The organism is Enterobacter sp. PGRG2, assembly GCF_030291195.1.
In the GTDB taxonomy this organism is placed as follows: Bacteria; Pseudomonadota; Gammaproteobacteria; order Enterobacterales; family Enterobacteriaceae; genus Enterobacter_D.
Genome location: NZ_CP127837.1, coordinates 3,623,674 through 3,650,176, shown reverse-complemented (window position 1 = coordinate 3,650,176; position 26,503 = coordinate 3,623,674). Strand labels below are relative to the sequence as shown.

Sequence of the window (26,503 nt, the reverse complement as noted above, 5' to 3'; positions counted from 1 at the left end):
CGCTCCACGCAGTTGAAGTGTCGGGCATAGTCTTCAAGTCCCTGAATACCAAGCCGCGCCCATTTCGGGTGCGACCATTGTGGCAGCCCGACGTAAATCATAAGGCTGCCAGCACCTCTTCGGTGCTGCGCACGCGGCCGATGCGCGGGAAGATGTTGGTCATGCTGCCAAGATGCTGCTCGCTGCTGGCGGCGCTACAGGCGTCTTCCACCACCACCAGCCTGAAGCCCATTTCCCAGGCGTTACGGGCGGTGGACTCGACGCCGATATTGGTGGAGATCCCGCAGAGAATAATGGTGTCGATGCCACGGCGACGCAGCTGCAGTTCCAGATCGGTGCCGTAAAACGCGCCCCACTGACGTTTGGTTACTTCCAGATCACTCTCTTTTTTACCCAGCGCAAGAGGGTAATCCCACCAGTTGTCCGGCAGCGAGTGGGCCGGGATCGCGGCATCTACGGGCTGTTTCAGCGCTTCGGCAAAATCCGCAGACCAGCCGACGCGTACCATCACCACCGGCGCGCCTTTAAGGCGGCATTGTTCCGCCAGCCGCGCGGCGCGGGCCACCACATCCCCGGCGCTGTGCGGGCCACCGGCGAAGGGCAGGATCCCCTCCTGCAAATCGATAACGACCAGTGCGGTAGTGGCGGCGTTCAGTTCCAGCATAATAACTCCCGTTTATTGAATGACATCGCGTTTACCTTACCTGTATAAAAGGGTAGCGCGGCTGACAAATATTGTTAATTTTTGTGAGATTACGCAATAAGCGCGCAGCAATCGCGCGTCCGCACGGCGTGGCACTTATCGTCCGCCAGAATTTCCAGTATAATAACCCCCTTTTTTCATCCAGTTGTGACATTAGGCTAACGCTGCGACAACGTGGCCTGCACGGCAGGCGACAATCGGCCTGCGGCAAAGTTAAGGGATATCTCATGCGTACAGAATATTGCGGACAGCTTCGACTGTCCCACGAGGGGCAGCAGGTGACTCTGTGTGGTTGGGTCAACCGTCGCCGTGATCTCGGCAGCCTGATCTTTATCGATATGCGCGACCGCGAAGGTATCGTGCAGGTGTTTTTCGATCCGGATCGCGCGGACGCATTAAAGCTGGCCTCCGAACTGCGTAATGAGTTCTGCATTAAGGTCACCGGCACCGTACGCCGCCGTGACGAGAAAAACATTAACAGCGACATGGCGACCGGCGAAATCGAAGTGCTGGCCACCGATCTGGAGATCATCAACCGTTCAGAATCGCTGCCGCTGGACTCCAATCACGTCAACACCGAAGAAGCGCGTCTGAAATTCCGTTATCTGGATCTGCGTCGCCCGGAAATGGCGACCCGCCTGAAAACGCGCGCCAAAATCACCAGCTTCGTGCGCCGCTTTATGGACGATCACGGCTTCCTCGACATCGAAACCCCGATGCTGACCAAAGCCACGCCGGAAGGCGCGCGCGACTATTTAGTGCCTTCACGTGTGCACAAAGGTAAATTCTACGCGCTGCCGCAGTCGCCGCAGCTGTTCAAACAGCTGCTGATGATGTCCGGTTTTGACCGCTACTATCAGATCGTTAAATGCTTCCGCGACGAAGATTTACGTGCTGACCGTCAGCCAGAATTTACCCAGATCGACGTGGAAACCTCCTTCATGACTGCGCCGCAGGTGCGTGAAGTGATGGAAGCGCTGATCCGCCAGCTGTGGCTGGACATTAAAGGCGTGGATCTCGGCGAGTTCCCGCAGATGACCTTCGCAGAAGCCGAGCGTCGTTACGGCTCCGACAAACCGGATCTGCGTAACCCGATGGAGCTGGTGGACGTGGCCGATCTGCTGAAAGACGTGGAATTCGCCGTCTTCGCAGGCCCGGCGAACGACCCCAAAGGCCGTGTGGCGGCCCTGCGCGTGCCTGGCGGCGCGGCGTTAAGCCGTAAACAGATCGACGACTACGGCAACTTCATTAAGATCTACGGCGCGAAAGGCCTGGCCTATATTAAAGTGACCGAGCGCGCGAAAGGTCTGGAAGGTATCACCAGCCCGGTGGCGAAATTCCTTAACGCTGAGATTGTGGAAGCGATCCTTGCCCGCACTGACGCGCAGGACGGCGATATGATTTTCTTCGGCGCCGACAACAAGAAAGTGGTTGCCGATGCGCTGGGCGCGCTGCGTCTGAAGCTGGGTAAAGATCTGAACCTCACCGACGAGTCCAAATGGGCGCCGCTGTGGGTTATCGACTTCCCGATGTTCGAAGACGACGGCGAAGGCGGCCTGACCGCGATGCACCACCCGTTCACCGCGCCGAGCAACATGACGCCGGAAGAGCTGAAAGCAGCGCCGGAAACGGCTATCGCCAACGCCTACGACATGGTGATCAACGGTTACGAAGTGGGCGGCGGTTCCGTGCGTATCCACCGCAGTGAAATGCAGCAGACCGTGTTCGGCATTCTCGGCATCACCGAACAGGAACAGCGCGAGAAATTCGGCTTCCTGCTGGACGCCCTGAAATACGGTACGCCGCCGCATGCGGGTCTGGCTTTTGGTCTGGATCGCCTGACCATGCTGCTCACCGGCACCGACAACATTCGTGATGTGATCGCGTTCCCGAAAACCACCGCAGCCGCCTGTCTGATGACGGAAGCGCCGAGTTTCGCAAACGACGCGTCCCTGACCGAACTGGGTATTCAGGTGATCAAGAAAGAGTCCCCGGAGAATAAATAATATGCAATATAAGCGTCCCGTTTCCGTGCTGGTGGTGATTTATGCGCAGGACACGAAACGGGTGCTGATGTTGCAGCGACGCGACGATCCTGATTTCTGGCAGTCGGTAACCGGCAGCCTGGAGGAGGGGGAAACCGCGTCGCAGGCCGCCCTGCGTGAAGTAAAGGAAGAGGTCGTTATCGACGTTGTGCAAGAGCAACTGACCTTAGTCGACTGTCAGCGCACGGTGGAGTTTGAGATCTTTACTCATTTGCGTCATCGCTACGCGCCGGGTATTGAGCGCAATACGGAATCCTGGTTCTGTCTTGCGCTGCCCCATGAGCGGCAGATTGTGTTTACGGAACATCTGACCTACCGCTGGCTGGATGCGCCCGCTGCGGCTGCATTAACCAAATCATGGAGCAACCGGCAGGCGATTGAAGAATTTGTAATTAACGCCGCCTGAAAGGGCGAGGCTTTTGGAGATATTTTTATGGCAGGTCATAGTAAATGGGCCAACACCAAACACCGCAAAGCGGCACAGGATGCCAAACGCGGTAAGATCTTTACCAAAATTATCCGTGAGCTGGTCACGGCTGCCCGTCTGGGCGGCGCTGACGTCGGCTCTAACCCGCGCCTGCGTGCGGCAGTGGATAAAGCGCTGTCTAACAACATGACGCGCGACACCTTAAACCGTGCCATCGCGCGCGGTGTGGGCGGTGACGACGATGCGCAGATGGAAACCATCATTTATGAAGGTTACGGTCCTGGCGGCACGGCGGTAATGGTTGAATGCCTCTCTGATAACCGCAACCGTACAGTGGCGGAAGTGCGTCACGCGTTTAACAAATGCGGCGGCAACCTTGGCACTGACGGCTCCGTGGCCTATCTGTTCAGCAAGAAAGGCGTCATCTCTTTTGAAAAGGGCGATGAAGACACCATCATGGAAGCGGCGCTGGAAGCCGGTGCGGAAGACGTGATGACCTACGACGACGGCGCCATCGACGTTTATACCGCCTGGGAAGAGATGGGTGCGGTGAAAGATGCGCTGGAAGCGGCGGGCCTGAAAGCCGACGCGGCAGAAGTGTCGATGATCCCGTCCACCAAAGCCGATATGGATGCCGAAACTGCGCCGAAACTGCTGCGCCTGATCGACATGCTGGAAGACTGCGATGACGTGCAGGAAGTTTACCATAATGGCGAGATCTCTGATGAGGTTGCGGCTACGTTAGAATGACGTGCCAGGCAGGCCTTAACGACGGAGGCGCGTGATGTCGATTATTCTCGGTATTGACCCCGGCTCACGCATCACCGGTTATGGCGTCATCCGCCAGGTTGGCAGACAGTTGACCTACCTCGGCAGCGGCTGTATTCGTACCAAAGTCGATGATTTACCGTCCCGCCTGAAGCTCATTTATGCGGGCGTGACGGAGATCATCACCCAGTTTCAGCCGGATTATTTCGCCATTGAACAGGTATTTATGGCGAAAAACGCCGACTCGGCGCTGAAGCTGGGACAGGCGCGTGGCGTGGCGATTGTCGCCGCCGTTAACCAGGATCTGCCGGTGTTTGAATATGCCGCACGGCAGGTCAAACAGACGGTAGTGGGCACCGGCAGCGCGGAGAAAAGCCAGGTGCAGCATATGGTACGTACGCTGCTGAAACTGCCCGCCAATCCGCAGGCCGACGCCGCCGATGCGCTGGCCATCGCCATTACGCATTGTCATGTCAGTCAGAATGCGGTGCAAATCAGCGACAGCCGGCTCAATCTGGCGCGCGGGCGGTTGCGATAATTGCAAATCAGGCTGGATATTTATCCAGCCTTTTTTATATGATAGCCCACAATAACTTTGCCATTAACGCAGGAGCGCGATGTGATAGGCAGACTCAGAGGCATTATTCTCGAAAAACAACCCCCGCTGGTACTGCTTGAGACGGGTGGCGTAGGCTATGAAGTGCATATGCCAATGACCTGTTTTTATGAACTACCCGATGCCGGACAGGAAGCCATCGTCTTTACGCAGTTTGTGGTACGCGAAGACGCGCAGCTGCTGTACGGTTTTAACAATAAGCAGGAGCGCACGCTGTTTCGCGAGCTGATCAAAACCAACGGCGTCGGGCCGAAGCTGGCGCTGGCCATTCTCTCCGGTATGTCCGCTCAACAGTTCGTTAACGCCGTAGAGCGCGAAGATCCCGTGGCGCTCACCAAACTACCGGGCATTGGTAAGAAGACGGCGGAACGCCTGATTGTCGAAATGAAAGACCGCTTCAAAGGCCTGCATGGCGATCTCTTCACCCCCGCCAGCGATCTGGTGCTGGCATCGCCGGCCGGTCCTGCGGAAGATGATGCCGAGCAGGAAGCAGTTGCTGCGCTGGTGGCGCTGGGATATAAACCTCAGGAAGCCAGCCGCATGGTGAGTAAAATTGCTCAGCCGGGTGCGAGCAGTGAAAATCTTATCCGTGAAGCGCTCCGCGCTGCAATGTGAGGTAGTAAAGGATGATTGAAGCAGACCGTCTCGTGTCGGCCGTAAACCTGACGCCAGAAGAAGCGGTGGATCGGGCGATCCGCCCTAAACTGCTCGACGAATACATCGGTCAGCCGCAGGTACGCTCGCAGATGGAGATTTTTATTCAGGCGGCGAAGCTGCGCGGCGATGCGCTGGATCATCTCCTGATTTTCGGCCCGCCAGGGCTTGGAAAAACCACGCTGGCAAACATTGTCGCCAATGAAATGGGCGTCAATTTACGCACCACTTCCGGGCCGGTGCTGGAAAAGGCCGGCGATCTCGCCGCCATGCTGACCAACCTTGAACCTCATGATGTGCTCTTTATCGATGAGATCCACCGTTTATCGCCGGTAGTGGAAGAAGTGCTCTATCCGGCGATGGAAGATTACCAGCTGGATATTATGATCGGCGAAGGCCCTGCGGCCCGCTCGATCAAAATCGATTTGCCGCCCTTTACGTTGATTGGTGCAACCACCCGCGCCGGTTCCCTGACGTCGCCGCTGCGCGACCGTTTCGGTATTGTGCAGCGCCTGGAGTTTTATCAGGTCGCCGATCTGCAGCATATCGTCGGGCGCAGCGCGCGCTTTATGGGGCTGGAGCTGAGCGAAGAGGGTGCCTGGGAAGTGGCTAAACGCTCCCGCGGCACGCCGCGTATCGCCAACCGCCTGTTGCGCCGCGTGCGTGACTTTGCAGAAGTCAAACACGACGGCACCATTTCGCTGGAAATCGCGGCACAGGCGCTGGATATGCTTAATGTCGATGCGGAAGGCTTTGACTATATGGACCGCAAGCTGCTGCTGGCGGTGATCGATAAATTCTTTGGCGGCCCGGTTGGGCTGGATAACCTCGCCGCGGCCATTGGCGAAGAGCGGGAAACTATTGAGGACGTGCTGGAGCCATTTCTCATCCAGCAGGGCTTTTTACAGCGCACCCCGCGCGGCCGCATGGCGACGATCAGGGCCTGGGATCACTTCGGCATCACGCCGCCCGCCATGCCGTAACCGCGCTTTTGCCCTCTCCGGTGCGGAGAGGGCAGGCGGCCTGCATTACGCTGCCTGTTTCTTCAGCATACTCAGAATAAACAGCGCTGCGGCGCACAGCACCACCGACGGACCGGCAGGGGTGTCGTAAAAAGCAGAGAAGGTTAAACCGCCGGTCACGGCGACAACGCCAATACCCACGGCCACGCCCGCCATCTGTTCCGGCGTACGGGCGAAGCGCCGCGCCGTCGCGGCAGGAATGATCAGCAGCGACGTGATAATCAGCGCGCCGACAAATTTCATCGCCACCCCAATCGTCAGGGCGGTCACCAGCATCAGCAGTAATTTCACCCGTTGCAGTTTTACGCCGTCCACAAAGGCCAGATCCGGGCTGATGGTCATGGCAAGCAGATTGCGCCACTGGCTGAGCAGAATGCCGATCACCACCGTCACGCCGATGGCGATAGACAGCAAATCTTCCGGCGTCACCGCCAGCAGATCGCCAAACAGGTAGGCCATCAGGTCGACGCGGATGTTCGACATCAGGCTGACTACCACCAGACCCAGCGACAGCGCACTGTGCGCCATAATGCCCAGCAGGGTATCAATGGCAAGGTGAGGACGTTTTTCCAGCCACACCAGACCGGCTGCAAGCAACAGCGTAACGGCGATCACCGCATAGAACGGATTGACGTCCAGCATCAGGCCAAAGGCCACGCCTAGCAGTGAGGCATGCGCCAGCGTATCGCCAAAATAAGACATCCGACGCCAGACAACAAAAGAACCAAGCGGACCGGCGGCGCAGGCCAGCATAATTCCGGCCAGCCAGCCGGGCAGTAATAATTCGATCATGAGTGTCCATTTCCCCGACGCAGTACAATGCGTCCCTGCAAATCGTGACGATGATTATGGTTATGGCGATAGATGCCGAGCTGTTCAGCGCCGCGCGGGCCAAACATCGAAATGAATTCCGGGTGCATGGAAACCACTTCCGGCGTCCCGGAACAGCAGATGTGATGATTCAGGCACAGCACTTCATCGGTTTTGGCCATCACGAGATGCAGATCGTGCGACACCATCAGCACGGCGCAATCCAGTTCGCGGCGTAACTGGTCGATCAGATCGTAAAGCGCCACCTGACCGTTAACGTCCACGCCCTGGGTGGGTTCATCCAGCACCAGCAGCTGCGGGCGGTTAAGCAGCGCGCGCGCCAGCAGCACCCGCTGGGTTTCCCCGCCGGAGAGTTTCTGCATCGGCGCGTCAATGAGATGCCCCGCCTGCACGCGTTTAAGCGCAGGCAAAATGTCAGCTTTACGGGTTGCCGGACGCAGACGTAAAAAACGGCTGACGGTTAACGGCAGCGTGGCGTCGAGATGCAACTTCTGCGGCACATAGCCAATGCGCAGCTGCTTATCGCGCTTGATGACCCCCGCATCCGCTGCTACCAGGCCCAGCACCACCCGCACGAGCGTCGATTTCCCGGCGCCGTTTGGCCCCAGTAAGGTTAAAATTTTCCCCGGTTTCAGTTCCAGCGAAATGTCAGACAGGACGCGGCGTTGACCGAAAGAGACAGAGACTTTTTCAAGGGATACTAAATTAGTCATAGCGTTTAAAGACTTGCACAAGTGACAGAATGTTATAATATCACATTCCACCAATTCATTACGATGATAAGTCGCATTATGTTACATAAAAATACGCTTCTTTGCGCAGCGGTTTCCGCTGCTTTATGGGCTGGCCTGAGTACAGGCGCAAACGCAGCCGTAGTAACCTCACTTAAGCCAATCGGATTCATTGCGTCGGCTATTGCTGATGGCGTCACTAACACGGAAGTCTTACTGCCGGATGGCGCGTCTGAGCATGATTATGCGCTGCGCCCGTCCGATGTAAAACGCTTACAGAGCGCGGACTTAGTTGTCTGGGTGGGGCCGGACATGGAAGCCTTCATGCAAAAGACCACGCAAAAAATCCCGCAGGCGAAGCAAGTGGTGATGGCCGAGCTGCCCGGCGTGAAACCTTTGCTGATGAAAGGCGCTGAGGAAGACGAGCACGAACATGAGGGCGGCCACGATCATGATGAAAATGGTGACCACCATCACCATCATGGCGAATACAACATGCATATTTGGCTTTCGCCAGACGTAGCGCGGCTGGCAGCGGTTGCAATCCATCAAAAATTAGTGGAAGTTATGCCGCAAAGTCGAGCCAAACTTGACGCCAACCTGAAGGATTTTGAGGCACAATTAGCCCAAACCGATGAGCAGGTAGGTAAAGAGCTGGCACCGCTGAAAGGTAAAGGGTACTTCGTTTTTCATGACGCCTACGGCTACTTTGAAAAACATTATGGTCTGACGTCTCTTGGTCATTTCACCGTTAACCCTGAAATTCAGCCTGGTGCTCAGCGTTTACATGAAATCAGAACACAGTTGGTTGAGCAAAAAGCAACCTGCGTTTTTGCTGAGCCACAGTTCAGGCCAGCCGTTATTGAAGCTGTTGCGAGAGGTACCTCAGTTCGCATGGGGACCCTGGATCCGCTTGGAACCAGTATCAAATTGAGTAAAGCGAGCTATCCCCAGTTCCTGACTCAACTCGCCAACCAGTACTCGGGCTGCCTGAAAGGAGAATAACGAGGAAGTGAATACGTGCAACAGATAGCCCGCGCGGTCAGCCTGGCGTTTAATAATCTGCCACGCCCCCATCGCGTTATGCTGGGGTCTCTTACTGTTCTCACATTAGCGGTCGCCGTCTGGCGACCCTATGTCTATCACCCCCAATCCCAGTCCGCACCCATTGTAAAAACCATCGAACTGGAAAAAAGCGAAATACGTTCTTTGCTCCCTGAAGCCAGTGAACCTATCGATCAGACCATGCCGGATGAAGTGGAAGCCATTCCGCAGGATGAGCTGGACGATAAAACGGCGAACGAAACGGGCGTACATGAATATGTCGTTTCCACCGGCGACACCCTGAGCAGCATCCTCAATCAGTACGGCATCGATATGGGCGATATCAGCCAGTTAGCATCGGCGGATAAGGATCTGCGTAACCTGAAAATTGGTCAGCAGATCTCCTGGACGCTAAACGATGCCGGTGAGCTGCAGCGCATGACCTGGGAAATGTCCCGCCGCGAAACCCGTACTTACGACCGCGCTGATAACGGCTTTAAAATGAGCGCCGAAATTCAGAAGGGCGACTGGGTTAACTCAACGCTAAACGGCACCGTGGGCGGCAGCTTTGTCAGCAGCGCCAAAAATGCCGGCCTGACCAGCGCGGAAATCAGCGCGGTCATCAAAGCCATGCAGTGGCAGATGGATTTCCGTAAGCTGAAGAAAGGCGATGAATTCTCGGTATTAATGTCCCGCGAAATGCTGGACGGAAAGCGTGAACAGAGCCAGTTGCTCGGCGTGCGTTTGCGTTCAGAAGGGAAAGATTATTACGCCATTCGTGCCGAAGACGGTAAATTCTATGACCGTAACGGTACCGGGCTGGCGAAGGGCTTCCTGCGTTTCCCGACCTCGAGACAGTTCCGCGTCTCTTCAAACTTCAATCCGCGTCGCTTAAACCCGGTTACCGGGCGCGTAGCACCGCATAAAGGCGTCGACTTCGCCATGCCGCAGGGCACGCCGGTACTCTCCGTGGGCGACGGTGAAGTAGTGGTGGCAAAACGCAGCGGGGCGGCAGGCTATTACGTGGCCATCCGTCACGGTCGCACCTATACCACCCGCTATATGCATTTACGCAAACTGCTGGTCAAAGAGGGGCAGAAAGTGAAACGCGGCGACCGCATTGCGCTCTCCGGCAACACTGGCCGCTCCACTGGCCCGCATCTGCATTATGAAGTGTGGATCAACCAGCAGGCGGTAAACCCACTGACGGCGAAACTGCCGCGCACCGAAGGGCTGACTGGTTCGGATCGTCGCGATTACCTCGCGCAGGTCAAAGAGGTTATACCGCAGCTTCGGTTCGATTAAGTAACGTACGAAATAAGCCGGGTGATAGTGCATACCCGGCTTTTTCTTTTGTGCGGATAAGTCAGCCTCGCTACACTTACGCATTATCTTTTTCTTACCCGAGTCCGCAGACCCTGGAAGATGCATGGAAACGAAAAAAAATAACAGTGAATACCTCCCTGAATTCGAAAGGGAATTTTTACATCCGCGCTACTGGGGCGCCTGGCTTGGGGTAATGGCTTTCGCCGGTGTGGCGATGATCCCGCCGTCAGTGCGCGATCCCTTGCTGGCAAAACTGGGGCGTTTGGGTGGACGGATGGGCAAAAGCGCCCGCCGCCGCGCGCAGATCAATCTGCTGTACTGCTTTCCTGAACTGAGCGACGCGCAGCGCGAAGACATTATTGATGAGATGTTCGCCACCGCGCCGCAATCGATGGTGCTGATGGCCGAGCTTGCCATGCGCGGGCCGGAAAAAATCCTGCCGCGTATTGACTGGCAGGGCCGCGAAATCATTGATGAGATGCACCGCAACAACGAAAAAGTGATTTTCCTTGTGCCGCATGGCTGGGGCGTGGACATTCCGGCGATGCTGATGGCGGCAACCGGGCAGCCTATGGCCGCTATGTTCCATAATCAGGGGAATAAGGTCTTTGATTACGTCTGGAACACCGTGCGTCGTCGCTTTGGCGGACGGCTGCATGCACGTAACGATGGCATCAAGCCCTTTATCCAGTCAGTACGTCAGGGTTACTGGGGCTACTATCTGCCCGATCAGGATCATGGCGCAGAGCACAGCGAATTCGTCGATTTCTTCGCCACCTATAAAGCGACGCTGCCCGCCATTGGGCGGTTGATGAAAGTATGCCGTGCGCGCGTTGTACCATTGTTCCCGGTGTATGACAGCGCCACGCACCGGCTGACCATTCAGGTGCGTCCGCCGATGGACGATTTGATGACCGCAGACGATACAACCATTGCCCGGCGCATGAACGAAGAAGTAGAAGTTTTTGTACGTCCGCATCCGGAGCAGTACACCTGGATCCTGAAGCTGTTGAAAACGCGCAAGCCAGGGGAAAAAGAGCCTTACAAGCGTAAAGAGCTTTTCCCGAAGAAGTAGCCGTTTTAAATGCCCGGCGGCGCAGCGCTTGCACGGGCCTACGAAGCGGGTAGGCCCGGCAAGCAAAGCGCCGCCGGGCACAACTACTTATTCGACGGTCAGGATACGGGTGGTGTTGGTGGTGCCCACGGTACCCATCACATCGCCCTGCGTCACAATCACCAGATCGCCGGACACCAGATAGCCTTTATCGCGCAGCAGAGTTACGGCTTCATTCGCCGCCACCACGCCGTCGGCGCTGCTGTCGAAGTACACCGGCGTCACGCCACGGTAAAGAGCGGTCAGATTCAGCGTACGCTCATGACGGGACATAGCGAAGATCGGCAGGCCGGAAGAGATACGCGAAGTCATCAACGCCGTACGGCCCGATTCGGTCATGGAAATGATCGCCGTCACGCCTTTCAGGTGGTTCGCGGCGTACATCGCCGACATGGCAATCGCTTCTTCAACGTTATCAAACTGAATATCCAGGCGATGCTTGGAAACGTTAATGCTGGGGATCTTCTCCGCCCCCAGGCAGACGCGTGCCATCGCCGCCACGGTTTCCGCCGGATACTGACCGGCCGCCGTTTCGGCAGACAGCATCACCGCATCCGTACCATCCAGCACGGCGTTCGCCACGTCCATCACTTCTGCACGGGTCGGCATCGGGTTGGTGATCATCGATTCCATCATCTGGGTGGCGGTGATCACCGCGCGGTTCAGCTGACGGGCGCGACGGATCAACGCTTTCTGAATGCCTACCAGTTCCGGGTCGCCGATTTCAACGCCCAGATCGCCACGGGCAACCATCACCACGTCGGATGCCAGGATCACATCATCCATGGCGTCCTGGCTGCATACCGCTTCGGCACGTTCCACTTTGGCGACGATTTTGGCGTCGCAGCCCGCGTCACGGGCGAGGCGACGGGCATAGTTCAGATCTTCGCCGCAGCGCGGGAAGGAGACGGCCAGGTAGTCGACGCCGATTTGCGCGGCGGTCAGGATGTCGGCTTTGTCCTTGTCGGTCAGGGCTTCCGCAGACAAGCCGCCGCCCAGTTTATTGATGCCTTTATTGTTCGACAGCGGGCCGCCCACGGTCACTTCGGTGAACACTTTCATGCCCTGAACTTCAAGCACTTTTAACTGCACGCGACCGTCGTCGAGCAGCAGAATGTCGCCCGGCACCACATCAGCGGGTAAGCCTTTATAGTCGATACCGACGCGCTCTTTATCGCCTTCGCCTTTGCCGAGGTTGGCGTCAAGCAGGAACTTATCGCCGATGTTGAGGAAAACTTTACCTTCTTTGAAGGTGGAAACACGGATTTTTGGACCCTGTAAATCGCCAAGAATAGCAACATGACGTCCCAGTTTTGCCGCAATCTCGCGCACTTTATCGGCACGCAATTTATGATCTTCTGCCGTGCCGTGTGAGAAGTTCATGCGCACCACGTTGGCGCCCGCGGCGATAATTTTCTCAAGGTTATTATCGCGATCGGTGGCCGGACCCAGGGTGGTAACGATTTTGGTTCTGCGAAGCCTTCTGGACATGTATTACTCCGTTGACTGAAACAACCGGTGTTGCGTGAATTAAAAATTCGGTGACATCGTGCGCCTCTGTGGGCCGCTATGAACTTAACCGAATGGCGTAATAAGTTACAACTTTGTTATCAACTTTTAATGTTTTCCCCTCTGACGAGGAGTTCCTTATCAAAGCGCGATTCTTTCAGCGCTTCCTTGACTCGCTTCAAGTTATCTCTGAATTTTGCCCCACGACGCAGGGTAAAGCCCGTCGCCAGCACATCAATGACCGTCAGCTGCGCCAGCCGCGAGACCATCGGCATGTAAATATCGGTATCTTCCGGCACGTCCAGCGTAATGGAGAGCGTGGCTTCCCGCGCCAGCGGCGTACCGGCAGAAGTAATGGCAATGACCATGGCGTCGTTTTCGCGCGCTAACTGCGCCAGCTCCACCAGACTTTTGGTGCGCCCGGTGTGGGAGATGAGCACCACCACATCGTCTTCACTACAATTCATACAGCTCATGCGTTGCAAAACGATATCGTCGGTATACACCACCGGCACATTGAAGCGAAAAAACTTATTCATCGCGTCATGGGCTACGGCAGCGGACGAGCCAAGGCCGAAGAAGGCGATTTTTTTCGCCTGGGTGAGCAAATCCACCGCCCGGTTAACCGCCGCCATATCAAGGGATTGCCGCACATGATCCAGCGTCGCCATCGCCGATTCGAAAATCTTACCGGTATAGGCTTCCACGCTGTCGTCTTCGTCCACATTACGGTTCACATAAGGTGTACCATTTGCCAGACTTTGTGCCAGATGTAGCTTAAAATCGGGAAAGCCGCGGGTATCCAGGCTACGGCAGAACCGGTTAACGGTAGGTTCGCTGACGGAGGCCTGCTGGGCAAGGGCAGCGATACTGGAATGGATAGCCTGATCGGGGGAGGCGAGGATCACTTCCGCCACTTTGCGTTCGGATTTGCTAAGGTGTTCCAGTTGAGACTGGATCTTTTCCAGCATATTCATGTTTAACAGGGCGCTCTTGGGTAAAATCGATTCCAGAAATGGATGAAACCGCGGTGCGTGTAACTCGATATTACTCTTGTGACGTGATTATGGGTGAATAACAACCCGAAAAGTTGTTGTTTTTTTTCATTACATGATCAGGGTCGGATTTTAGTGACACCGGCCCCGTGCAAAACCCCTGATATTTCAGGGCAATTACCCTGTACGTACGCCCTGATGCCTTTAGCGCACAAGCGGCAAAACGTTAACGGTTTCGGTAATTACGTAAAAGCAGTACAGTGCACTGTAATAAAATTACAACTAAGGCCTGGCAGAAGCACCAGGATAGCTAACTGAGGAGAATGACATGGCGGTAACGCAAACAGCCCAGGCATGTGACCTGGTCATTTTCGGCGCGAAAGGCGACCTCGCACGCCGGAAATTGCTGCCTTCCCTGTATCAACTGGAAAAAGCGGGTCAGATCCATCCTGAAACGCGGATCCTGGGCGTCGGGCGTGCCGACTGGGACAAAGCGGCGTACACCAAAGTGGTGCGCGAAGCGCTGGAAACTTTCATGAAAGAGAAGATCGATGAAAGTTTGTGGGACACGCTGAGCGGACGCCTCGATTTCTGTAATCTCGATGTCAATGACACTAAATCCTTTAAGCGTCTCGGCGAGATGCTGGATCAGGAAAACCGCGTTACCATCAACTATTTCGCTATGCCGCCAAGCACCTTCGGCGCGATCTGCAAAGGCCTCGGCGAAGCGAAGCTGAACGCCAAACCGGCGCGCGTGGTAATGGAAAAACCGCTGGGTACGTCGCTGGAAACCTCCCGCGAAATCAATGACCAGGTGGGCGAGTATTTCGAAGAGTGCCAGGTATACCGTATCGACCACTACCTTGGTAAAGAGACGGTGCTTAACCTGCTGGCGCTGCGTTTTGCCAACTCGCTGTTTGTGAACAACTGGGATAACCGCACCATCGATCACGTGGAAATTACCGTGGCCGAGGAAGTGGGTATCGAAGGCCGCTGGGGTTACTTCGATCAGGCCGGTCAGATGCGCGACATGATCCAGAACCACCTGCTGCAAATTCTGTGCATGATCGCCATGTCTCCGCCGTCCGATCTCTCTGCCGACAGCATCCGCGACGCCAAAGTGAAAGTGCTGAAATCCCTGCGCCGTATCGATCGCTCCAACGTGCGTGAAAAAACCGTGCGCGGCCAGTACACCGCCGGTTTCGCTCAGGGCAAAAAAGTGCCGGGCTATCTGGAAGAAGAGGGCGCGAACAAATCCAGTAACACCGAAACCTTCGTGGCGATCCGTGTGGACATTGACGACTGGCGCTGGGCGGGCGTGCCGTTCTACCTGCGCACCGGTAAGCGTCTGCCGGCGAAGTGCTCGGAAGTGGTGGTCTATTTCACCACGCCACAGCTGAACCTGTTCAAAGACTCCTGGCAGGATCTGCCGCAGAACAAGCTGACCATTCGTCTGCAACCGGATGAAGGTGTGGATATTCAGATCCTCAATAAAGTACCGGGTCTGGATCACAAGCATAACCTGCAAACCACCAAGCTTGATCTGAGCTACTCCGAAACCTTTAACCAGACGCATCTTGCCGATGCTTACGAACGTCTGCTGCTGGAAACCATGCGTGGCATCCAGGCGCTGTTCGTGCGTCGTGATGAAGTGGAAGAAGCCTGGAAGTGGGTGGACTCCATCACTGAAGCCTGGGCGATGGACAACGATGCGCCTAAGCCGTATCAGGCAGGCACCTGGGGGCCGGTGGCCTCAGTTGCGATGATCACCCGTGATGGTCGTTCATGGAATGAGTTTGAGTAACCGGAAGGCTCTCATTTTACCGGTAACATGATCTGACTCAGACTCCTGAGTAATATTTCAGCTTTTAAGCCCCGTGTGGATTCACCCACGGGGCTTTTTTTATTACACTGGCTGAAGCGATTTTGCCACCGGGCGACGGCGTATCGCAGGTTTAATGCCGGAACATGTCGAATGTTTACCCCCGCCCATGACAGATAATTTCAGGAGCTTCTATGAATGCAAAAATGTTACGGGTAACAGAACGAATTATCGAACGTTCCCGCAAGACGCGCGCCGCCTACCTTGCCCGTATTGAGCAGGCGAAAAGCGAAACGGTGCACCGTTCATCACTGGCCTGTGGCAACCTGGCGCACGGTTTTGCCGCCTGCCAGCCGGATGACAAAGCGTCGCTGAAAAGCATGCTGCGCAATAACATCGCGATTATTACCTCCTATAACGACATGCTGTCCGCCCATCAGCCTTATGAAAAATATCCGGACATTATTCGTAAAGCGCTGCATGAGGCAAACGCCGTCGGCCAGGTGGCGGGCGGTGTCCCGGCCATGTGTGACGGTGTCACCCAGGGGCAGGATGGCATGGAACTGTCGCTGCTCAGCCGCGAAGTGATCGCCATGTCGGCGGCGGTAGGGCTGTCGCACAATATGTTTGATGGCGCGCTCTACCTGGGCGTGTGCGATAAGATCGTCCCCGGCCTTGTCATGGCAGCGCTGTCGTTCGGCCATCTTCCGGCAATCTTTGTGCCCTCAGGCCCGATGGCCAGCGGCCTGCCAAATAAAGAAAAGGTTCGCATCCGCCAGCTGTATGCGGAAGGCAAAGTGGATCGCATGGCGCTGCTGGAGTCCGAAGCCGCGTCCTACCATGCGCCGGGTACCTGTACCTTTTACGGCACTGCCAACACCAACCAGATGGTGGTGGAATTTATGGGCATGCAACTGCCCGGCTCCTCGTTCGTGCACCCGGACGCGCCGCTGCGTGAAGCCCTGACCGCCGCTGCGGCGCGTCAGGTGACGCGTCTGACCGGTAACGGCAACGAATGGATGCCGCTCGGCAAAATGCTCGACGAGAAAGTTGTCGTCAACGGCATTATTGCGCTGCTGGCAACCGGCGGCTCCACCAACCACACCATGCATCTGGTGGCGATGGCGCGGGCGGCCGGCATTATCATCAACTGGGATGACTTCTCCGATCTCTCTGACATCGTGCCGCTGATGACCCGTCTCTACCCGAATGGCCCGGCGGATATTAACCACTTCCAGGCGGCGGGCGGCGTGCCGCTGCTGATGCGTGAACTGCTGAAAGGCGGTCTGCTGCATGAAGACGTGAACACCGTCGCCGGTTTCGGGCTTTCCCGTTACACCCTGGAGCCGTGGCTGAACAATGGCGAGCTGGACTGGCGCGAAGGGGCTGACAGCTCACTGGATGAGAATGTGATCGCCACCATCGACAAACCTTTCTCTCACCATGGCGGCACCAAAGTGCTGAGCGGCAACCTTGGGCGCGCGGTGATGAAGACGTCCGCCGTGCCGGTGGAAAACCAGATCATCGAAGCCCCGGCCGTGGTATTTGAAAGCCAGCACGACGTCTTACCTGCCTTTGACGCGGGTCTTCTGGATCGTGACTGCGTGGTTGTTGTCCGTCATCAGGGACCAAAAGCAAACGGAATGCCAGAATTACATAAACTGATGCCGCCACTTGGTGTATTATTGGACCGCCGTTTCAAAATTGCATTAGTTACTGATGGACGGCTCTCAGGTGCATCAGGTAAAGTGCCGTCAGCAATTCATGTCACCCCGGAAGCCTACGATGGCGGATTGCTGGCAAAAGTACGTGATGGCGACATCATCCGCGTGAATGGACAGACAGGGGAATTAACCCTGCTGGTGGATGAAAACGAACTGGCCGCACGTCAGCCACACATTCCTGACCTCAGCGCATCGCGCGTGGGAACAGGGCGCGAGATGTTCAGCGCATTGCGCGAGAATCTCTCCGGTGCGGAGCAGGGCGCGACCTGTATCACTTTCTAAGACTTAAAAATTGTAGATCTGGCGAGAGAAAAAACTCTGATGAAAAACTGGAAAACGAGTGCAGAAGCAATCCTGAAAACTGGCCCGGTTGTGCCGGTGATCGTGATTAACAAACTGGAACACGCAGTACCTATGGCGAAAGCCCTGGTGGCTGGCGGCGTTCGCGTGCTGGAAGTCACCCTGCGCACTGAATGCGCCATGGATGCTATCCGCGCCATTGCAAAAGAAGTGCCGGACGCAATCATCGGCGCAGGCACCGTACTGAATCCGGCACAGCTGGCGGAAGTCACTGAAGCGGGCGCCCAGTTTGCCATCAGCCCGGGTCTGACGGAGCCGCTGCTGAAAGCGGCAACCGAAGGCACCATTCCGCTGATCCCTGGCATCAGCACCGTTTCCGAACTGATGCTGGGTATGGACTATGGACTGAAAGAGTTCAAATTCTTCCCGGCGGAAGCCAACGGCGGCACCAAAGCGCTGCAGGCCATTGCAGGTCCGTTCTCGCAGGTGCGTTTCTGCCCGACCGGCGGTATCTCACCAGCTAACTACCGTGACTACCTGGCGCTGAAAAGCGTGCTCTGCATCGGTGGATCCTGGCTGGTGCCGGCCGATGCGCTGGAAGCCGGTGATTACGACCGTATCACCAGACTGGCCCGCGAAGCCGTTGAAGGCGCGAAGCAGTAATCTGACGTCATGCCCGGCGGCGCAAGCTGCCGGGCATGTGGGCGCTTTATCCTTTTACCATCACACTGGCTGCTGCTGTCCTGGCTCGCGCCACCGCATCATCAACATTTTCTGCCGTCGCTAATACCACACCCAGACGACGCGAACCGTCAATTTCCGGTTTGCCAAATAAACGCACCTGTAGCCCAGCGCCAGTGGCGGCATCGACGTTATCAAAGGTCACATTCTGGCTGGTAAGTGTGGGGAGAATAACAGCGGACGCCGACGGGCCATACTGACGAATACCGCCGACCGGTAAACCAAGAAACGCGCGCACATGCAGGGCGAATTCGGAGAGATCCTGCGAAATCAGCGTCACCATACCGGTATCGTGCGGACGCGGCGACACCTCACTGAAAATCACCTCATCGCCACACACAAACAGCTCAACGCCAAACAGCCCGTGGCCGCCCAGCGCCAGCACCACCTCGCGGGCCACCGCTTCGGCACGCTGCTGCGCCAGTGCGCTCATCTGCTGCGGCTGCCAGGATTCGCGATAATCGCCGTCCTCCTGACGATGGCCAATCGGCGCGCAAAAATGTACGCCGTCAACGGCGCTGATGGTCAGCAGGGTAATTTCAAAATCAAAATTCACCACCCCTTCGACAATCACCCGGCCCGCGCCGGCACGGCCGCCCAGCTGCGCATAACGCCAGGCATCGGCCAGCTGATCGGCATGACGGATCAGGCTCTGGCCTTTGCCGGATGAACTCATCACCGGTTTAATGATGCACGGCAGACCGATCTCATTCACCGCCTCCCTGAACGCCGCTTCGTTATCGGCAAAGCGGTAGCGGGAGGTCGGCAGCTTTAATTCCTCGGCTGCCAGGCGACGAATGCCTTCGCGATCCATGGTTAACTGCGCGGCGCGGGCGCAGGGCACCACGCGCTGCCCCTGGGCTTCCAGCGCCACCAGCATATCAGTGGCGATGGCTTCGATTTCCGGCACGATAAAGTGCGGTTGTTCCTGTGCGACCAGCGCTTTTAACGCCTCGCCATCCAGCATATTGATCACGTGGGCGCGATGAGCGACGTGCATGGCGGGGGCGTCGGCATAACGGTCAACGGCGATCACCTCAACGCCCAGCCGCTGGCACTCGATTGCCACCTCTTTGCCCAGTTCACCGGAGCCTAATAACATCACGCGTGTGGCTGCGGGACGCAGCGCAGTACCTAATAAAGTCATAACAATCTGCCCTTGAAAAAAGTTGGCAGCAGTATAAACGAAAACGTTTGCGTCTGTTAAGACTGGTAGCGTAGCGCATTGATAACGCACTGCAGGGCGGGTGCCACCTGACGGCGGCTGGTGTAGTAGAGATGATAACCCGGTAAAAGAGGACACCAGTCTTCCAGTACCGGGATCAGCCGTTGCTCCTCGATATGCGGAAGGGCAAGATCACGGGGGACATAGGCGAAACCCAGCCCGTCAATGGCACCCTGCAACATCAGGTAGGTATTGTTGAAGATTGCCTGTCCTGCCACGCGTACTGACAGTGATTTGCCTGCTTTTTCAAAGTCCCAGGCATAAAGGCCCCCGTGTGTCGGCAGGCGAAGATTGATGCACGCGTATGAAGTTAATTCCCCGGGAGTGAGCGGCAGCGTTTTGCCCTGAAGGAATGCGGGGGCCGCCACCACCGCCATCCGGAAATCCGGGCCGATACGAACCGCAATCATGTCTTTATCCACGATATTGCCCACCCGGACCCCGGCGTCAAACTGCTGGGCAACAATGTCCGTCAGCCCATAATCCACGCTTAGCTCCAGGGTAATCTCAGGATTCTTCACCAGCAACGGCGTTAAACGTGGCCAGATAGCAGATGCAATGGCGTGGTCGTGGGCGGTGATGCGTACCGTACCAGCGGGATTGATGTTGAATGAGCGCAGGGCTTTAAGTTCCTGTTCAAGATCATCAAGCATTGGTCCAAGCGTATTGATAAGCCGCTGGCCTGCTTCCGTCAGCGACACACTACGTGTGGTACGCATAAGTAACCGGACCCCCAGCCGTTCTTCCAGCGCGGTTATCGCGTGGCTCAATCCTGAGCGCGACATACCCAGCTGCGCCGCCGCCCGGGTAAAGCTTTTCTCCTGAGCCACCCGCGCAAACGCGCGCAGATCGTTGAGGTTTTCTGTCGTCATTGTTGCATACCATGCACATGAGCATTCTGATTTGCATATCTTATCAATCAATCGCTGGCAACTTACACTTTTCACTCCCCGTTATTTTCAGGAGAACACCATGATCACGATCTTAACCCCAACTACCAGTCCCTCCGTAAAAGGCCCGGCCGAGTATTTCACCGGCAACGTTCGTATTGATGCGCCGTTTCAGGGCACTGAGCCTGCGAAATCAGGCGGTGCCACAGTGACCTTTGAACCTTCAGCCCGCACAGCATGGCATACTCATCCTCTCGGACAGACGCTGATTGTTATCGCCGGTGCCGGACGGGTGCAGGAGTGGGGCGGTCCGCAGCGTGAGATACGTAGCGGCGATATTGTCTGGATCCCGGCAGGGGTGAAGCACTGGCATGGGGCCGCGCCGGAAAACAGTATGTCCCACATCGCGATTGCCGAAGCGGAAGACGGCAAGGTCGTGGAGTGGATGGAAAAGGTCAGCGACGAGCAGTACACAGGCAATTAACCTGCTATCTGACACACTCGCATCTACAATCAGGAGAGTTTATTTGACCGATTTTCCTGACCTCACGTGCAGAACCCTCTGCCTGAGCCCTTTATAATCTGGAGTTCTACCATGACTGTCAAAGCTTATGGTGCCCATACCGGCACGCAGCCTCTTGAACCAATGGAAATTACCCGCCGTCAGCCTGGCGCCCATGACGTTAAAATCGATATCGCTTTTTGCGGCGTCTGCCACTCCGATATTCACCAGGTGCGCTCCGAATGGGCAGGGACGCAATATCCCTGCGTGCCGGGGCATGAAATTGTCGGGCGTGTGACCGCCGTGGGCGAGCATGTCTCTGCTTTTAAAGCGGGGGATCTGGTGGGCGTCGGCTGTATTGTCGACAGCTGTAAGCAGTGCGAAGATTGCGAGGAGGGGCTGGAGAACTACTGCGACGGCATGGTCGGCACCTACAACGGACCAACCCAGGACGCGCCGGGCCACACGCTGGGCGGTTACTCTCAGCAGATTGTGGTGCATGAGCGCTACGTCCTGCGCATCACCCATCCGGAAGAGCAACTTGCTGCGGTGGCGCCACTGCTGTGCGCCGGGATCACCACGTAATCGCCGTTGCGTCACTGGCAGGCGGGCCCCGGTAAAAAGGTTGGCGTCGTGGGCATCGGCGGCCTGGGACATATGGGCATAAAACTGGCCCACGCGATGGGGGCGCATGTGGTGGCCTTTACCACCTCCGAATCCAAGCGCGAGGCGGCAAAATCGCTGGGTGCGGATGAAGTGGTGGTGTCACGTAACGCCAGCGAGATGGAAGCGCATCTTAAAAGCTTCGACTTTATCCTTAATACCGTGGCAGCGCCGCACAACCTCGACGCGTTTATCACGCTGCTCAAACGCGACGGCACCATGACACTGGTAGGCGCGCCCGCCACGCCGCACGCTCCGCCGGAAGTGTTCAACCTCATCACGAAGCGCCGGGCCATAGCCGGATCGATGATTGGCGGTATTCCGGAAACCCAGGAGATGCTCGATTTCTGTGCGGAACACGGGATTGTCGCCGATGTGGAAATGATCCGCGCCGAAGAGATCAACGAGGCCTATGAGCGCATGCTGAAAGGTGATGTGCATTACCGCTTTGTGATTGATAACGCCACCCTGGCCTGATGATCCTGTTCTGACCTTTCCTTCCGTCCCGGCTTGCCTTAAGCCGGGCGTTCAGTTATCATATACTGTATAAATAACCAGTAATGTGAGGCTGCATCATGGCGGTTGAAGTTAAATACGTAGTCATTCGTGAAGGTGAGGAAAAAATGTCTTTTGCCAGCAAAAAGGAAGCCGATGCTTATGACAAAATGCTCGATCTGGCGGAAGTGCTGGAGAGCTGGCTGGCGCAGGGGCCGGTAGCCCTGGATGAGGCACAGCGCGAGCAAATGGCGATGTGGATGGCGGAGCAGAAAGATACGCTCAATACCATCATCAAATCCGGTAAGTTACAAACCGACGACGCGCCGTCTGACGTCAACGTGACCGATATTCCGACGCCGAAGCGCACCAAAGCCGCCTGATCCGTCCTTGCGCTGCCGGCAATTTGTACCATGCTTTGTGTGGGTTAGCTCACAGGAGAAAAGCATGAAAACAGCAGGGGTAGTATTTGGTCTGGTGTTGCTGGCGGGCAGCATGGCGGCGCAGGCAGCCAATGAAAAGTCGGTGAAGTTTCCGGGTTGCGAAGGGCTGAAAGAAGACGGCATCGCCGCCGCGGTGAAGCGTGATTATCTGCAAAATCGCATAGCACGCTGGGCAGACGATCAGGAAAAACTGGGTCAGGCGGATCCGGTGGCGTGGATTAACGTCAAAGAGATTTCCGGTAAGGACGATAACTGGAACGTGCCCCTGACCGTGCGCGGTAAAAATACCGATATCCACTATCGGGTGAAGGTCGACTGCAAAGCCGGGCGGGCGGATTACCAGGCGCAGTAACGCCCGTGAATTTGCGCATCTTTTGCTGATACAGACGTTTCCTGACATCCCCTCGCTTACGCTGTGGCAACTGTCATCAGCTATTTGAGAGGAATCATGGCTAACTGGATGGATCAATTACAGTCGCTGCTGAAGCAAAAAGGCGCATCGGCAACGTCGTCGGGCGATCAGGGTTTCAGCAAGATGCTGCCCGGCGCGCTGGGCGGTCTGGCGGGGCTGCTGGTTGCCAGCAAATCGTCCCGCAAGCTGTTAACCAAATACGGTAGCAGCGCGCTGCTGGTGGGCGGCGGTGCCGTCGCCGGTAGCGTGCTGTGGAACAAATACAAAGACAAGGTGCGCGCTGCCCATCAGGATGAGCCGCAGTATGGCGTGCAAAGCTCACCGCTGGACGTGCGTACTGAACGTCTGATCCTTGCGCTGGTCTTCGCTGCTAAAAGCGACGGACATATCGACGACAAAGAACGTGCCGCCATCGACGCCCAGATGCGCGAAGCGGGCGTCGAAGAGCAGGGCAGAGCGCTGGTCACCCAGGCCATCGAACAGCCGCTGGATCCTGAACGTCTGGCGCGCGGCATCAAAAACGAAGAAGAAGCGCTGGAAGTTTATTTCCTGAGCTGTGCGGCCATTGATGTCGACCACTTTATGGAGCGCAGCTATCTGAATGCACTGGGGGATGCCCTGAAGATCCCGCAGGAGGTGCGCGAGGGTATCGAACAGGATCTCAAACAGCAAAAGCTGGCGCTTCCCGGCTAATCATCTGCGCCCTGGTGGCACGCTGCGCTTGCAACATGCGTGTCTTTTGCCACCCTTATAGGGTGTAAACTGCAAAAGACAGACGCTATGCCACCAAAAGCCAGAAAAATTCCTCACGCCATCACCACGCATGGCGACACACGCATCGACGACTACTACTGGCTGCGGGACGACTCGCGCTCGCAGCCGGAAGTGCTGGATTACCTGCAACAGGAAAATGACTATGGCCGCGAGGTCATGGCATCGCAGCAGGCGCTGGAAGAGCGTCTGCTGGCTGAAATCGTCGGGCGTATCCCCCAGCGCGAAGTATCTGCGCCTTATACCCGCAACGGCTACCGTTACCGGCATATCTATGAGCCGGGCTGTGAATACGCTATTTATCAGCGCCAGTCGGTGCTCAGTTCCGAATGGGATGAGTGGCAGGTGCTGCTTGATGCCAACAAACGCGCCGCGCACAGCGAGTTCTACACCCTTGGCGGACTGGCGATCTCGCCGGACAATAATATTATGGCGCTGGCGGAAGATTATCTGTCGCGTCGCCAGTACGGTATTCGCTTTCGTAATCTGCAAACCGGCAACTGGTATCCGGAGATGCTGGCCAACGTCACGCCGGACTTTGTGTGGGTTAATGACTCTGAAACGCTGTACTACGTACGCAAACACGCGACGACGTTGCTGCCGTATCAGGTCTGGCGTCATACCGTCGGCTCGCCTGTCTGTCAGGATGAACTGGTTTATGAAGAGCAGGACGAGACCTTTTACGTCAGCCTGCACAAAACCACTTCACAGCACTACGTGGTGATTTCGCTTTCCAGCGCCACCACCAGCGAGTCGTTACTGCTGGATGCAGAGCTGCCGGACGCCCAGCCGCTGCGCTTTTTGCCCAGGCGTAAAGATCATGAGTACAATCTTGATCATTATCAGCATACCTTTTACCTGCGCTCTAACCGCGAAGGCAAAAACTTTGGCCTTTACCGCACCAAAGTGCGCAGCGAGGCGAAATGGGAAGTGCTGATCCCGCCGCGGGACGCCATTATGCTGGAAGGCTTTACGCTGTTTACCGACTGGCTGGTGGTGGAAGAGCGCCAGCGCGGGCTGACCAGTCTGCGGCAGATCAACCGCAAAACCCGCGAAGTCACCGGCATTGCTTTTGACGATCCCGCTTATGTCACGTGGCTTGCGTATAATCCTGAGCCGGAAACGTCGCGCCTGCGCTATGGCTATTCGTCGCTGACCACGCCCGATACGCTGTTTGAACTGGATATGGATACCGGCGAGCGCCGCGTGCTTAAGCAGACGGAAGTGCAGGGTTTCGAGGCCAGCGACTACCGCAGTGAACATCTGTGGATCAAAGCACGGGATGGTGTGGAAGTGCCGGTATCGCTGGTCTACCACCGCAAACATTTCCGTAAAGGGGAAAACCCGATCCTGATTTATGGTTACGGCTCCTACGGATCCAGTATGGATGCCGATTTCAGCAGCAGCCGTATCAGCTTGCTGGATCGCGGCTTTGTTTACGCCATCGCCCATGTGCGCGGCGGCGGCGAACTGGGACAGTCCTGGTATGAGGACGGCAAATTCCTGCGCAAGAAAAACACTTTCAACGATTATATCGACGTCTGCGACGCGCTTATCGCGCAGGGCTACGGCTCGCCGCACTATTGCTATGGCATGGGCGGCAGCGCGGGCGGCATGTTAATGGGGGTGGCGATTAACCAGCGGCCGGATCTGTTCCACGGTGTGATAGCCCAGGTACCCTTTGTGGATGTGGTGACCACCATGCTGGACGAATCCATTCCGCTCACCACCGGTGAGTTTGAGGAGTGGGGCAACCCGCAGGATCCGGAATATTACGCTTATATGAAGAGCTACAGCCCCTATGACAATATCCAGCGGCAGGCCTATCCGCATCTGCTGGTAACCACCGGGCTGCACGATTCACAGGTGCAATACTGGGAGCCGGCGAAATGGGTCGCCAGGCTGCGTGAAATGAAAACCGACGACAACCTGCTGTTACTGTGCACCGATATGGATTCCGGGCACGGCGGGAAATCGGGCCGCTTCAAATCTTATGAAGGGGTGGCGCTGGAATATGCGTTTCTCATTGGCCTTGCGCAGGGTACGTTACCGGGACGTCAGGCTACTGATCGTTAAGGTAGTGCTTAAGGGTCAGGCGCAGCTCCGGACTCATGCGTTCCAGGTTATTAAACAGCCAGCGCAGGTAACCCGGATCGCGTTCAGCCACTTCCGACACCGCTTTACCGCGATATTTACCGAAGGTAAAAGTGGTCATCAGGGCAGGGCGGCCGGTAATGGTCGCCATCTGGTCCGGCGTCCAGCCTGAAGTATTCATAATATCAATCAGCAGCGCGGCGGTAATGTAGCAGTCATACAGCGCCCGGTGATGATGCAGCCCGGCCGGGGTCTGGACATTCAGTTTACGGGATTTATACAGCGCCATATTGCTGTATTTGATCCCAGGCCACAGCCGACGCGCCAGCTTCATGGTGCAGATCCACTCGCCGGGCATTTCCGGCAGCACACGCCGGTCAAAGCTGGCGTTGTGGGCGACATACCACTCACTGCCCATATAATGGGGAATAACCTCTTCGATCCATGGCTGATCCGCCACCATCGCTTCCGTAATACGGTGGATAGCCATCGCCTGCGGACTGATAGGGCGATCCGGGCGCACCAGATGGCTCATCGGATTCACTATCTGGCCGTCAATAATATCGACGGAAGCAATTTCTACGATGCCGCCCTGCAAATCGCAGGTTTCGGTGTCTATCACGCGTAACATGTGGG

The 26,503-nt window shown here is 56.5% G+C and carries 25 protein-coding genes and 2 pseudogenes; 18 read left to right on the top strand and 9 right to left on the bottom strand.

Annotated elements, in window-relative coordinates:
* Positions 1-101, bottom strand: a pseudogene (locus tag QRD42_RS16365) (hypothetical protein); the annotation flags it as partial.
* Positions 98-664, bottom strand: a complete 567-nt coding sequence (locus QRD42_RS16360; RefSeq protein WP_321987626.1) for a hydrolase — start codon at positions 662-664, stop codon at positions 98-100. The gene QRD42_RS16360 and the pseudogene QRD42_RS16365, both read right to left, overlap by 4 nt.
* A 266-nt stretch (positions 665-930) precedes the next feature.
* Here QRD42_RS16360 and aspS point away from each other — a divergent pair, with 266 nt between their 5' ends.
* From aspS to ruvB, 6 genes are all read left to right on the top strand, one after another.
* A complete protein-coding gene (aspS, locus tag QRD42_RS16355) occupies positions 931-2,709 on the top strand; it encodes an aspartate--tRNA ligase (protein WP_321987625.1) in 1,779 nt (592 codons plus the stop codon).
* Position 2,710: 1 nt separating this feature from the next.
* Positions 2,711-3,154: a dihydroneopterin triphosphate diphosphatase gene (gene nudB, locus QRD42_RS16350; protein ID WP_072568799.1), complete on the top strand. Its 444-nt coding sequence runs from the start codon at positions 2,711-2,713 to the stop codon at positions 3,152-3,154.
* Between the two features lie 27 nt (positions 3,155-3,181).
* Entirely contained in the window at positions 3,182-3,925 is a 744-nt protein-coding gene (locus tag QRD42_RS16345) for a YebC/PmpR family DNA-binding transcriptional regulator (protein ID WP_072568798.1), read from the top strand.
* 34 nt (positions 3,926-3,959) lie between these two features.
* Positions 3,960-4,481: a crossover junction endodeoxyribonuclease RuvC gene (ruvC, locus tag QRD42_RS16340; protein ID WP_318373649.1), complete on the top strand. Its 522-nt coding sequence runs from the start codon at positions 3,960-3,962 to the stop codon at positions 4,479-4,481.
* Positions 4,482-4,562: 81 nt separating this feature from the next.
* Positions 4,563-5,174, top strand: a complete 612-nt coding sequence (ruvA, locus tag QRD42_RS16335) for a Holliday junction branch migration protein RuvA (protein WP_072568796.1) — start codon at positions 4,563-4,565, stop codon at positions 5,172-5,174.
* A gap of 11 nt (positions 5,175-5,185) precedes the next feature.
* Complete coding sequence (gene ruvB, locus QRD42_RS16330) at positions 5,186-6,196, top strand: Holliday junction branch migration DNA helicase RuvB (RefSeq protein WP_072568795.1); 1,011 nt, start codon at positions 5,186-5,188, stop codon at positions 6,194-6,196.
* 45 nt (positions 6,197-6,241) lie between these two features.
* On the opposite strand, the gene znuB is transcribed toward ruvB, so the two are convergent.
* Complete coding sequence (gene znuB, locus QRD42_RS16325; RefSeq protein WP_072568794.1) at positions 6,242-7,027, bottom strand: zinc ABC transporter permease subunit ZnuB; 786 nt, start codon at positions 7,025-7,027, stop codon at positions 6,242-6,244.
* Positions 7,024-7,779, bottom strand: coding sequence for a zinc ABC transporter ATP-binding protein ZnuC (gene znuC, locus QRD42_RS16320; protein WP_072568793.1), 756 nt, complete (start codon positions 7,777-7,779; stop codon positions 7,024-7,026). Before znuC ends, znuB begins: the two co-directional genes overlap by 4 nt.
* A gap of 78 nt (positions 7,780-7,857) precedes the next feature.
* On the opposite strand from znuC, the gene znuA reads away from it, so the two are divergent.
* The 3 genes from znuA to lpxM all read left to right on the top strand — a co-directional run bounded on the left by znuA (position 7,858) and on the right by lpxM (position 11,242).
* Positions 7,858-8,802: a zinc ABC transporter substrate-binding protein ZnuA gene (gene znuA, locus QRD42_RS16315; protein ID WP_158684899.1), complete on the top strand. Its 945-nt coding sequence runs from the start codon at positions 7,858-7,860 to the stop codon at positions 8,800-8,802.
* Between the two features lie 15 nt (positions 8,803-8,817).
* Positions 8,818-10,146 carry a murein DD-endopeptidase MepM gene (gene mepM, locus QRD42_RS16310; protein WP_318364217.1) on the top strand — a complete coding sequence of 443 codons (1,329 nt, stop codon included), beginning with the start codon at positions 8,818-8,820 and terminating at the stop codon, positions 10,144-10,146.
* A 124-nt stretch (positions 10,147-10,270) separates the two neighbouring features.
* Positions 10,271-11,242, top strand: a complete 972-nt coding sequence (lpxM, locus tag QRD42_RS16305; RefSeq protein ID WP_321987624.1) for a lauroyl-Kdo(2)-lipid IV(A) myristoyltransferase — start codon at positions 10,271-10,273, stop codon at positions 11,240-11,242.
* 87 nt (positions 11,243-11,329) lie between these two features.
* Here lpxM and pyk read toward each other — a convergent pair whose 3' ends face one another.
* A complete protein-coding gene (pyk, locus tag QRD42_RS16300) occupies positions 11,330-12,772 on the bottom strand; it encodes a pyruvate kinase (RefSeq protein WP_072568789.1) in 1,443 nt (480 codons plus the stop codon).
* A 119-nt stretch (positions 12,773-12,891) separates the two neighbouring features.
* Entirely contained in the window at positions 12,892-13,767 is an 876-nt protein-coding gene (locus QRD42_RS16295) for a MurR/RpiR family transcriptional regulator (protein ID WP_072568788.1), read from the bottom strand.
* Positions 13,768-14,113: 346 nt separating this feature from the next.
* Here QRD42_RS16295 and zwf point away from each other — a divergent pair, with 346 nt between their 5' ends.
* From zwf to kdgA, 3 genes are all read left to right on the top strand, one after another.
* Positions 14,114-15,589, top strand: coding sequence for a glucose-6-phosphate dehydrogenase (gene zwf / locus QRD42_RS16290; protein ID WP_072568787.1), 1,476 nt, complete (start codon positions 14,114-14,116; stop codon positions 15,587-15,589).
* A gap of 212 nt (positions 15,590-15,801) precedes the next feature.
* Complete coding sequence (gene edd, locus QRD42_RS16285) at positions 15,802-17,613, top strand: phosphogluconate dehydratase (RefSeq protein ID WP_321987623.1); 1,812 nt, start codon at positions 15,802-15,804, stop codon at positions 17,611-17,613.
* A gap of 39 nt (positions 17,614-17,652) precedes the next feature.
* Entirely contained in the window at positions 17,653-18,294 is a 642-nt protein-coding gene (gene kdgA, locus QRD42_RS16280; RefSeq protein WP_072568785.1) for a bifunctional 4-hydroxy-2-oxoglutarate aldolase/2-dehydro-3-deoxy-phosphogluconate aldolase, read from the top strand.
* A gap of 46 nt (positions 18,295-18,340) precedes the next feature.
* Here kdgA and purT read toward each other — a convergent pair whose 3' ends face one another.
* Both purT and QRD42_RS16270 read right to left on the bottom strand, forming a co-directional pair.
* The gene (purT, locus tag QRD42_RS16275; protein ID WP_072568784.1) at positions 18,341-19,519 is read right to left on the bottom strand and encodes a formate-dependent phosphoribosylglycinamide formyltransferase; all 1,179 of its coding nucleotides are present in this window, start codon (positions 19,517-19,519) and stop codon (positions 18,341-18,343) included.
* 56 nt (positions 19,520-19,575) lie between these two features.
* Positions 19,576-20,469, bottom strand: a complete 894-nt coding sequence (locus tag QRD42_RS16270; RefSeq protein ID WP_321987622.1) for a LysR family transcriptional regulator — start codon at positions 20,467-20,469, stop codon at positions 19,576-19,578.
* 100 nt (positions 20,470-20,569) lie between these two features.
* Between QRD42_RS16270 and QRD42_RS16265 the strand changes: the two genes are divergently transcribed.
* The 6 genes and pseudogenes from QRD42_RS16265 to ptrB all read left to right on the top strand — a co-directional run bounded on the left by QRD42_RS16265 (position 20,570) and on the right by ptrB (position 25,849).
* On the top strand, positions 20,570-20,971 hold the full coding sequence (locus QRD42_RS16265; RefSeq protein WP_083580930.1) for a cupin domain-containing protein: 402 nt from the start codon (positions 20,570-20,572) through the stop codon (positions 20,969-20,971).
* A gap of 111 nt (positions 20,972-21,082) precedes the next feature.
* Positions 21,083-22,129: pseudogene (locus QRD42_RS16260) on the top strand (NAD(P)-dependent alcohol dehydrogenase).
* 98 nt (positions 22,130-22,227) lie between these two features.
* Positions 22,228-22,530, top strand: a complete 303-nt coding sequence (locus QRD42_RS16255; protein WP_072568780.1) for a YebG family protein — start codon at positions 22,228-22,230, stop codon at positions 22,528-22,530.
* A gap of 64 nt (positions 22,531-22,594) precedes the next feature.
* Entirely contained in the window at positions 22,595-22,942 is a 348-nt protein-coding gene (yebF, locus tag QRD42_RS16250) for a protein YebF (protein ID WP_318376845.1), read from the top strand.
* Between the two features lie 96 nt (positions 22,943-23,038).
* Entirely contained in the window at positions 23,039-23,695 is a 657-nt protein-coding gene (locus QRD42_RS16245) for a tellurite resistance TerB family protein (protein WP_321987621.1), read from the top strand.
* Between the two features lie 87 nt (positions 23,696-23,782).
* On the top strand, positions 23,783-25,849 hold the full coding sequence (gene ptrB, locus QRD42_RS16240; RefSeq protein ID WP_321987620.1) for an oligopeptidase B: 2,067 nt from the start codon (positions 23,783-23,785) through the stop codon (positions 25,847-25,849).
* On the opposite strand, the gene exoX is transcribed toward ptrB, so the two are convergent.
* The gene (gene exoX, locus QRD42_RS16235) at positions 25,836-26,498 is read right to left on the bottom strand and encodes an exodeoxyribonuclease X (protein WP_321987619.1); all 663 of its coding nucleotides are present in this window, start codon (positions 26,496-26,498) and stop codon (positions 25,836-25,838) included. The two genes, ptrB and exoX, sit on opposite strands and share 14 nt — an antisense overlap.
* Positions 26,499-26,503: the final 5 nt, after the last annotated feature.

Coding starts and splice junctions, on each gene's coding strand:
- QRD42_RS16360 (WP_321987626.1), bottom strand. CDS start 664: ATGCTGGAACTGAACGCCGCCACTACCGCACTGGTCGTTATCGATTTG.
- aspS (WP_321987625.1), top strand. CDS start 931: ATGCGTACAGAATATTGCGGACAGCTTCGACTGTCCCACGAGGGGCAG.
- nudB (WP_072568799.1), top strand. CDS start 2,711: ATGCAATATAAGCGTCCCGTTTCCGTGCTGGTGGTGATTTATGCGCAG.
- QRD42_RS16345 (WP_072568798.1), top strand. CDS start 3,182: ATGGCAGGTCATAGTAAATGGGCCAACACCAAACACCGCAAAGCGGCA.
- ruvC (WP_318373649.1), top strand. CDS start 3,960: ATGTCGATTATTCTCGGTATTGACCCCGGCTCACGCATCACCGGTTAT.
- ruvB (WP_072568795.1), top strand. CDS start 5,186: ATGATTGAAGCAGACCGTCTCGTGTCGGCCGTAAACCTGACGCCAGAA.
- znuB (WP_072568794.1), bottom strand. CDS start 7,027: ATGATCGAATTATTACTGCCCGGCTGGCTGGCCGGAATTATGCTGGCC.
- znuC (WP_072568793.1), bottom strand. CDS start 7,779: ATGACTAATTTAGTATCCCTTGAAAAAGTCTCTGTCTCTTTCGGTCAA.
- znuA (WP_158684899.1), top strand. CDS start 7,858: ATGTTACATAAAAATACGCTTCTTTGCGCAGCGGTTTCCGCTGCTTTA.
- lpxM (WP_321987624.1), top strand. CDS start 10,271: ATGGAAACGAAAAAAAATAACAGTGAATACCTCCCTGAATTCGAAAGG.
- pyk (WP_072568789.1), bottom strand. CDS start 12,772: ATGTCCAGAAGGCTTCGCAGAACCAAAATCGTTACCACCCTGGGTCCG.
- QRD42_RS16295 (WP_072568788.1), bottom strand. CDS start 13,767: ATGAATATGCTGGAAAAGATCCAGTCTCAACTGGAACACCTTAGCAAA.
- zwf (WP_072568787.1), top strand. CDS start 14,114: ATGGCGGTAACGCAAACAGCCCAGGCATGTGACCTGGTCATTTTCGGC.
- edd (WP_321987623.1), top strand. CDS start 15,802: ATGAATGCAAAAATGTTACGGGTAACAGAACGAATTATCGAACGTTCC.
- kdgA (WP_072568785.1), top strand. CDS start 17,653: ATGAAAAACTGGAAAACGAGTGCAGAAGCAATCCTGAAAACTGGCCCG.
- purT (WP_072568784.1), bottom strand. CDS start 19,519: ATGACTTTATTAGGTACTGCGCTGCGTCCCGCAGCCACACGCGTGATG.
- QRD42_RS16270 (WP_321987622.1), bottom strand. CDS start 20,469: ATGACGACAGAAAACCTCAACGATCTGCGCGCGTTTGCGCGGGTGGCT.
- QRD42_RS16265 (WP_083580930.1), top strand. CDS start 20,570: ATGATCACGATCTTAACCCCAACTACCAGTCCCTCCGTAAAAGGCCCG.
- QRD42_RS16255 (WP_072568780.1), top strand. CDS start 22,228: ATGGCGGTTGAAGTTAAATACGTAGTCATTCGTGAAGGTGAGGAAAAA.
- yebF (WP_318376845.1), top strand. CDS start 22,595: ATGAAAACAGCAGGGGTAGTATTTGGTCTGGTGTTGCTGGCGGGCAGC.
- QRD42_RS16245 (WP_321987621.1), top strand. CDS start 23,039: ATGGCTAACTGGATGGATCAATTACAGTCGCTGCTGAAGCAAAAAGGC.
- ptrB (WP_321987620.1), top strand. CDS start 23,783: ATGCCACCAAAAGCCAGAAAAATTCCTCACGCCATCACCACGCATGGC.
- exoX (WP_321987619.1), bottom strand. CDS start 26,498: ATGTTACGCGTGATAGACACCGAAACCTGCGATTTGCAGGGCGGCATC.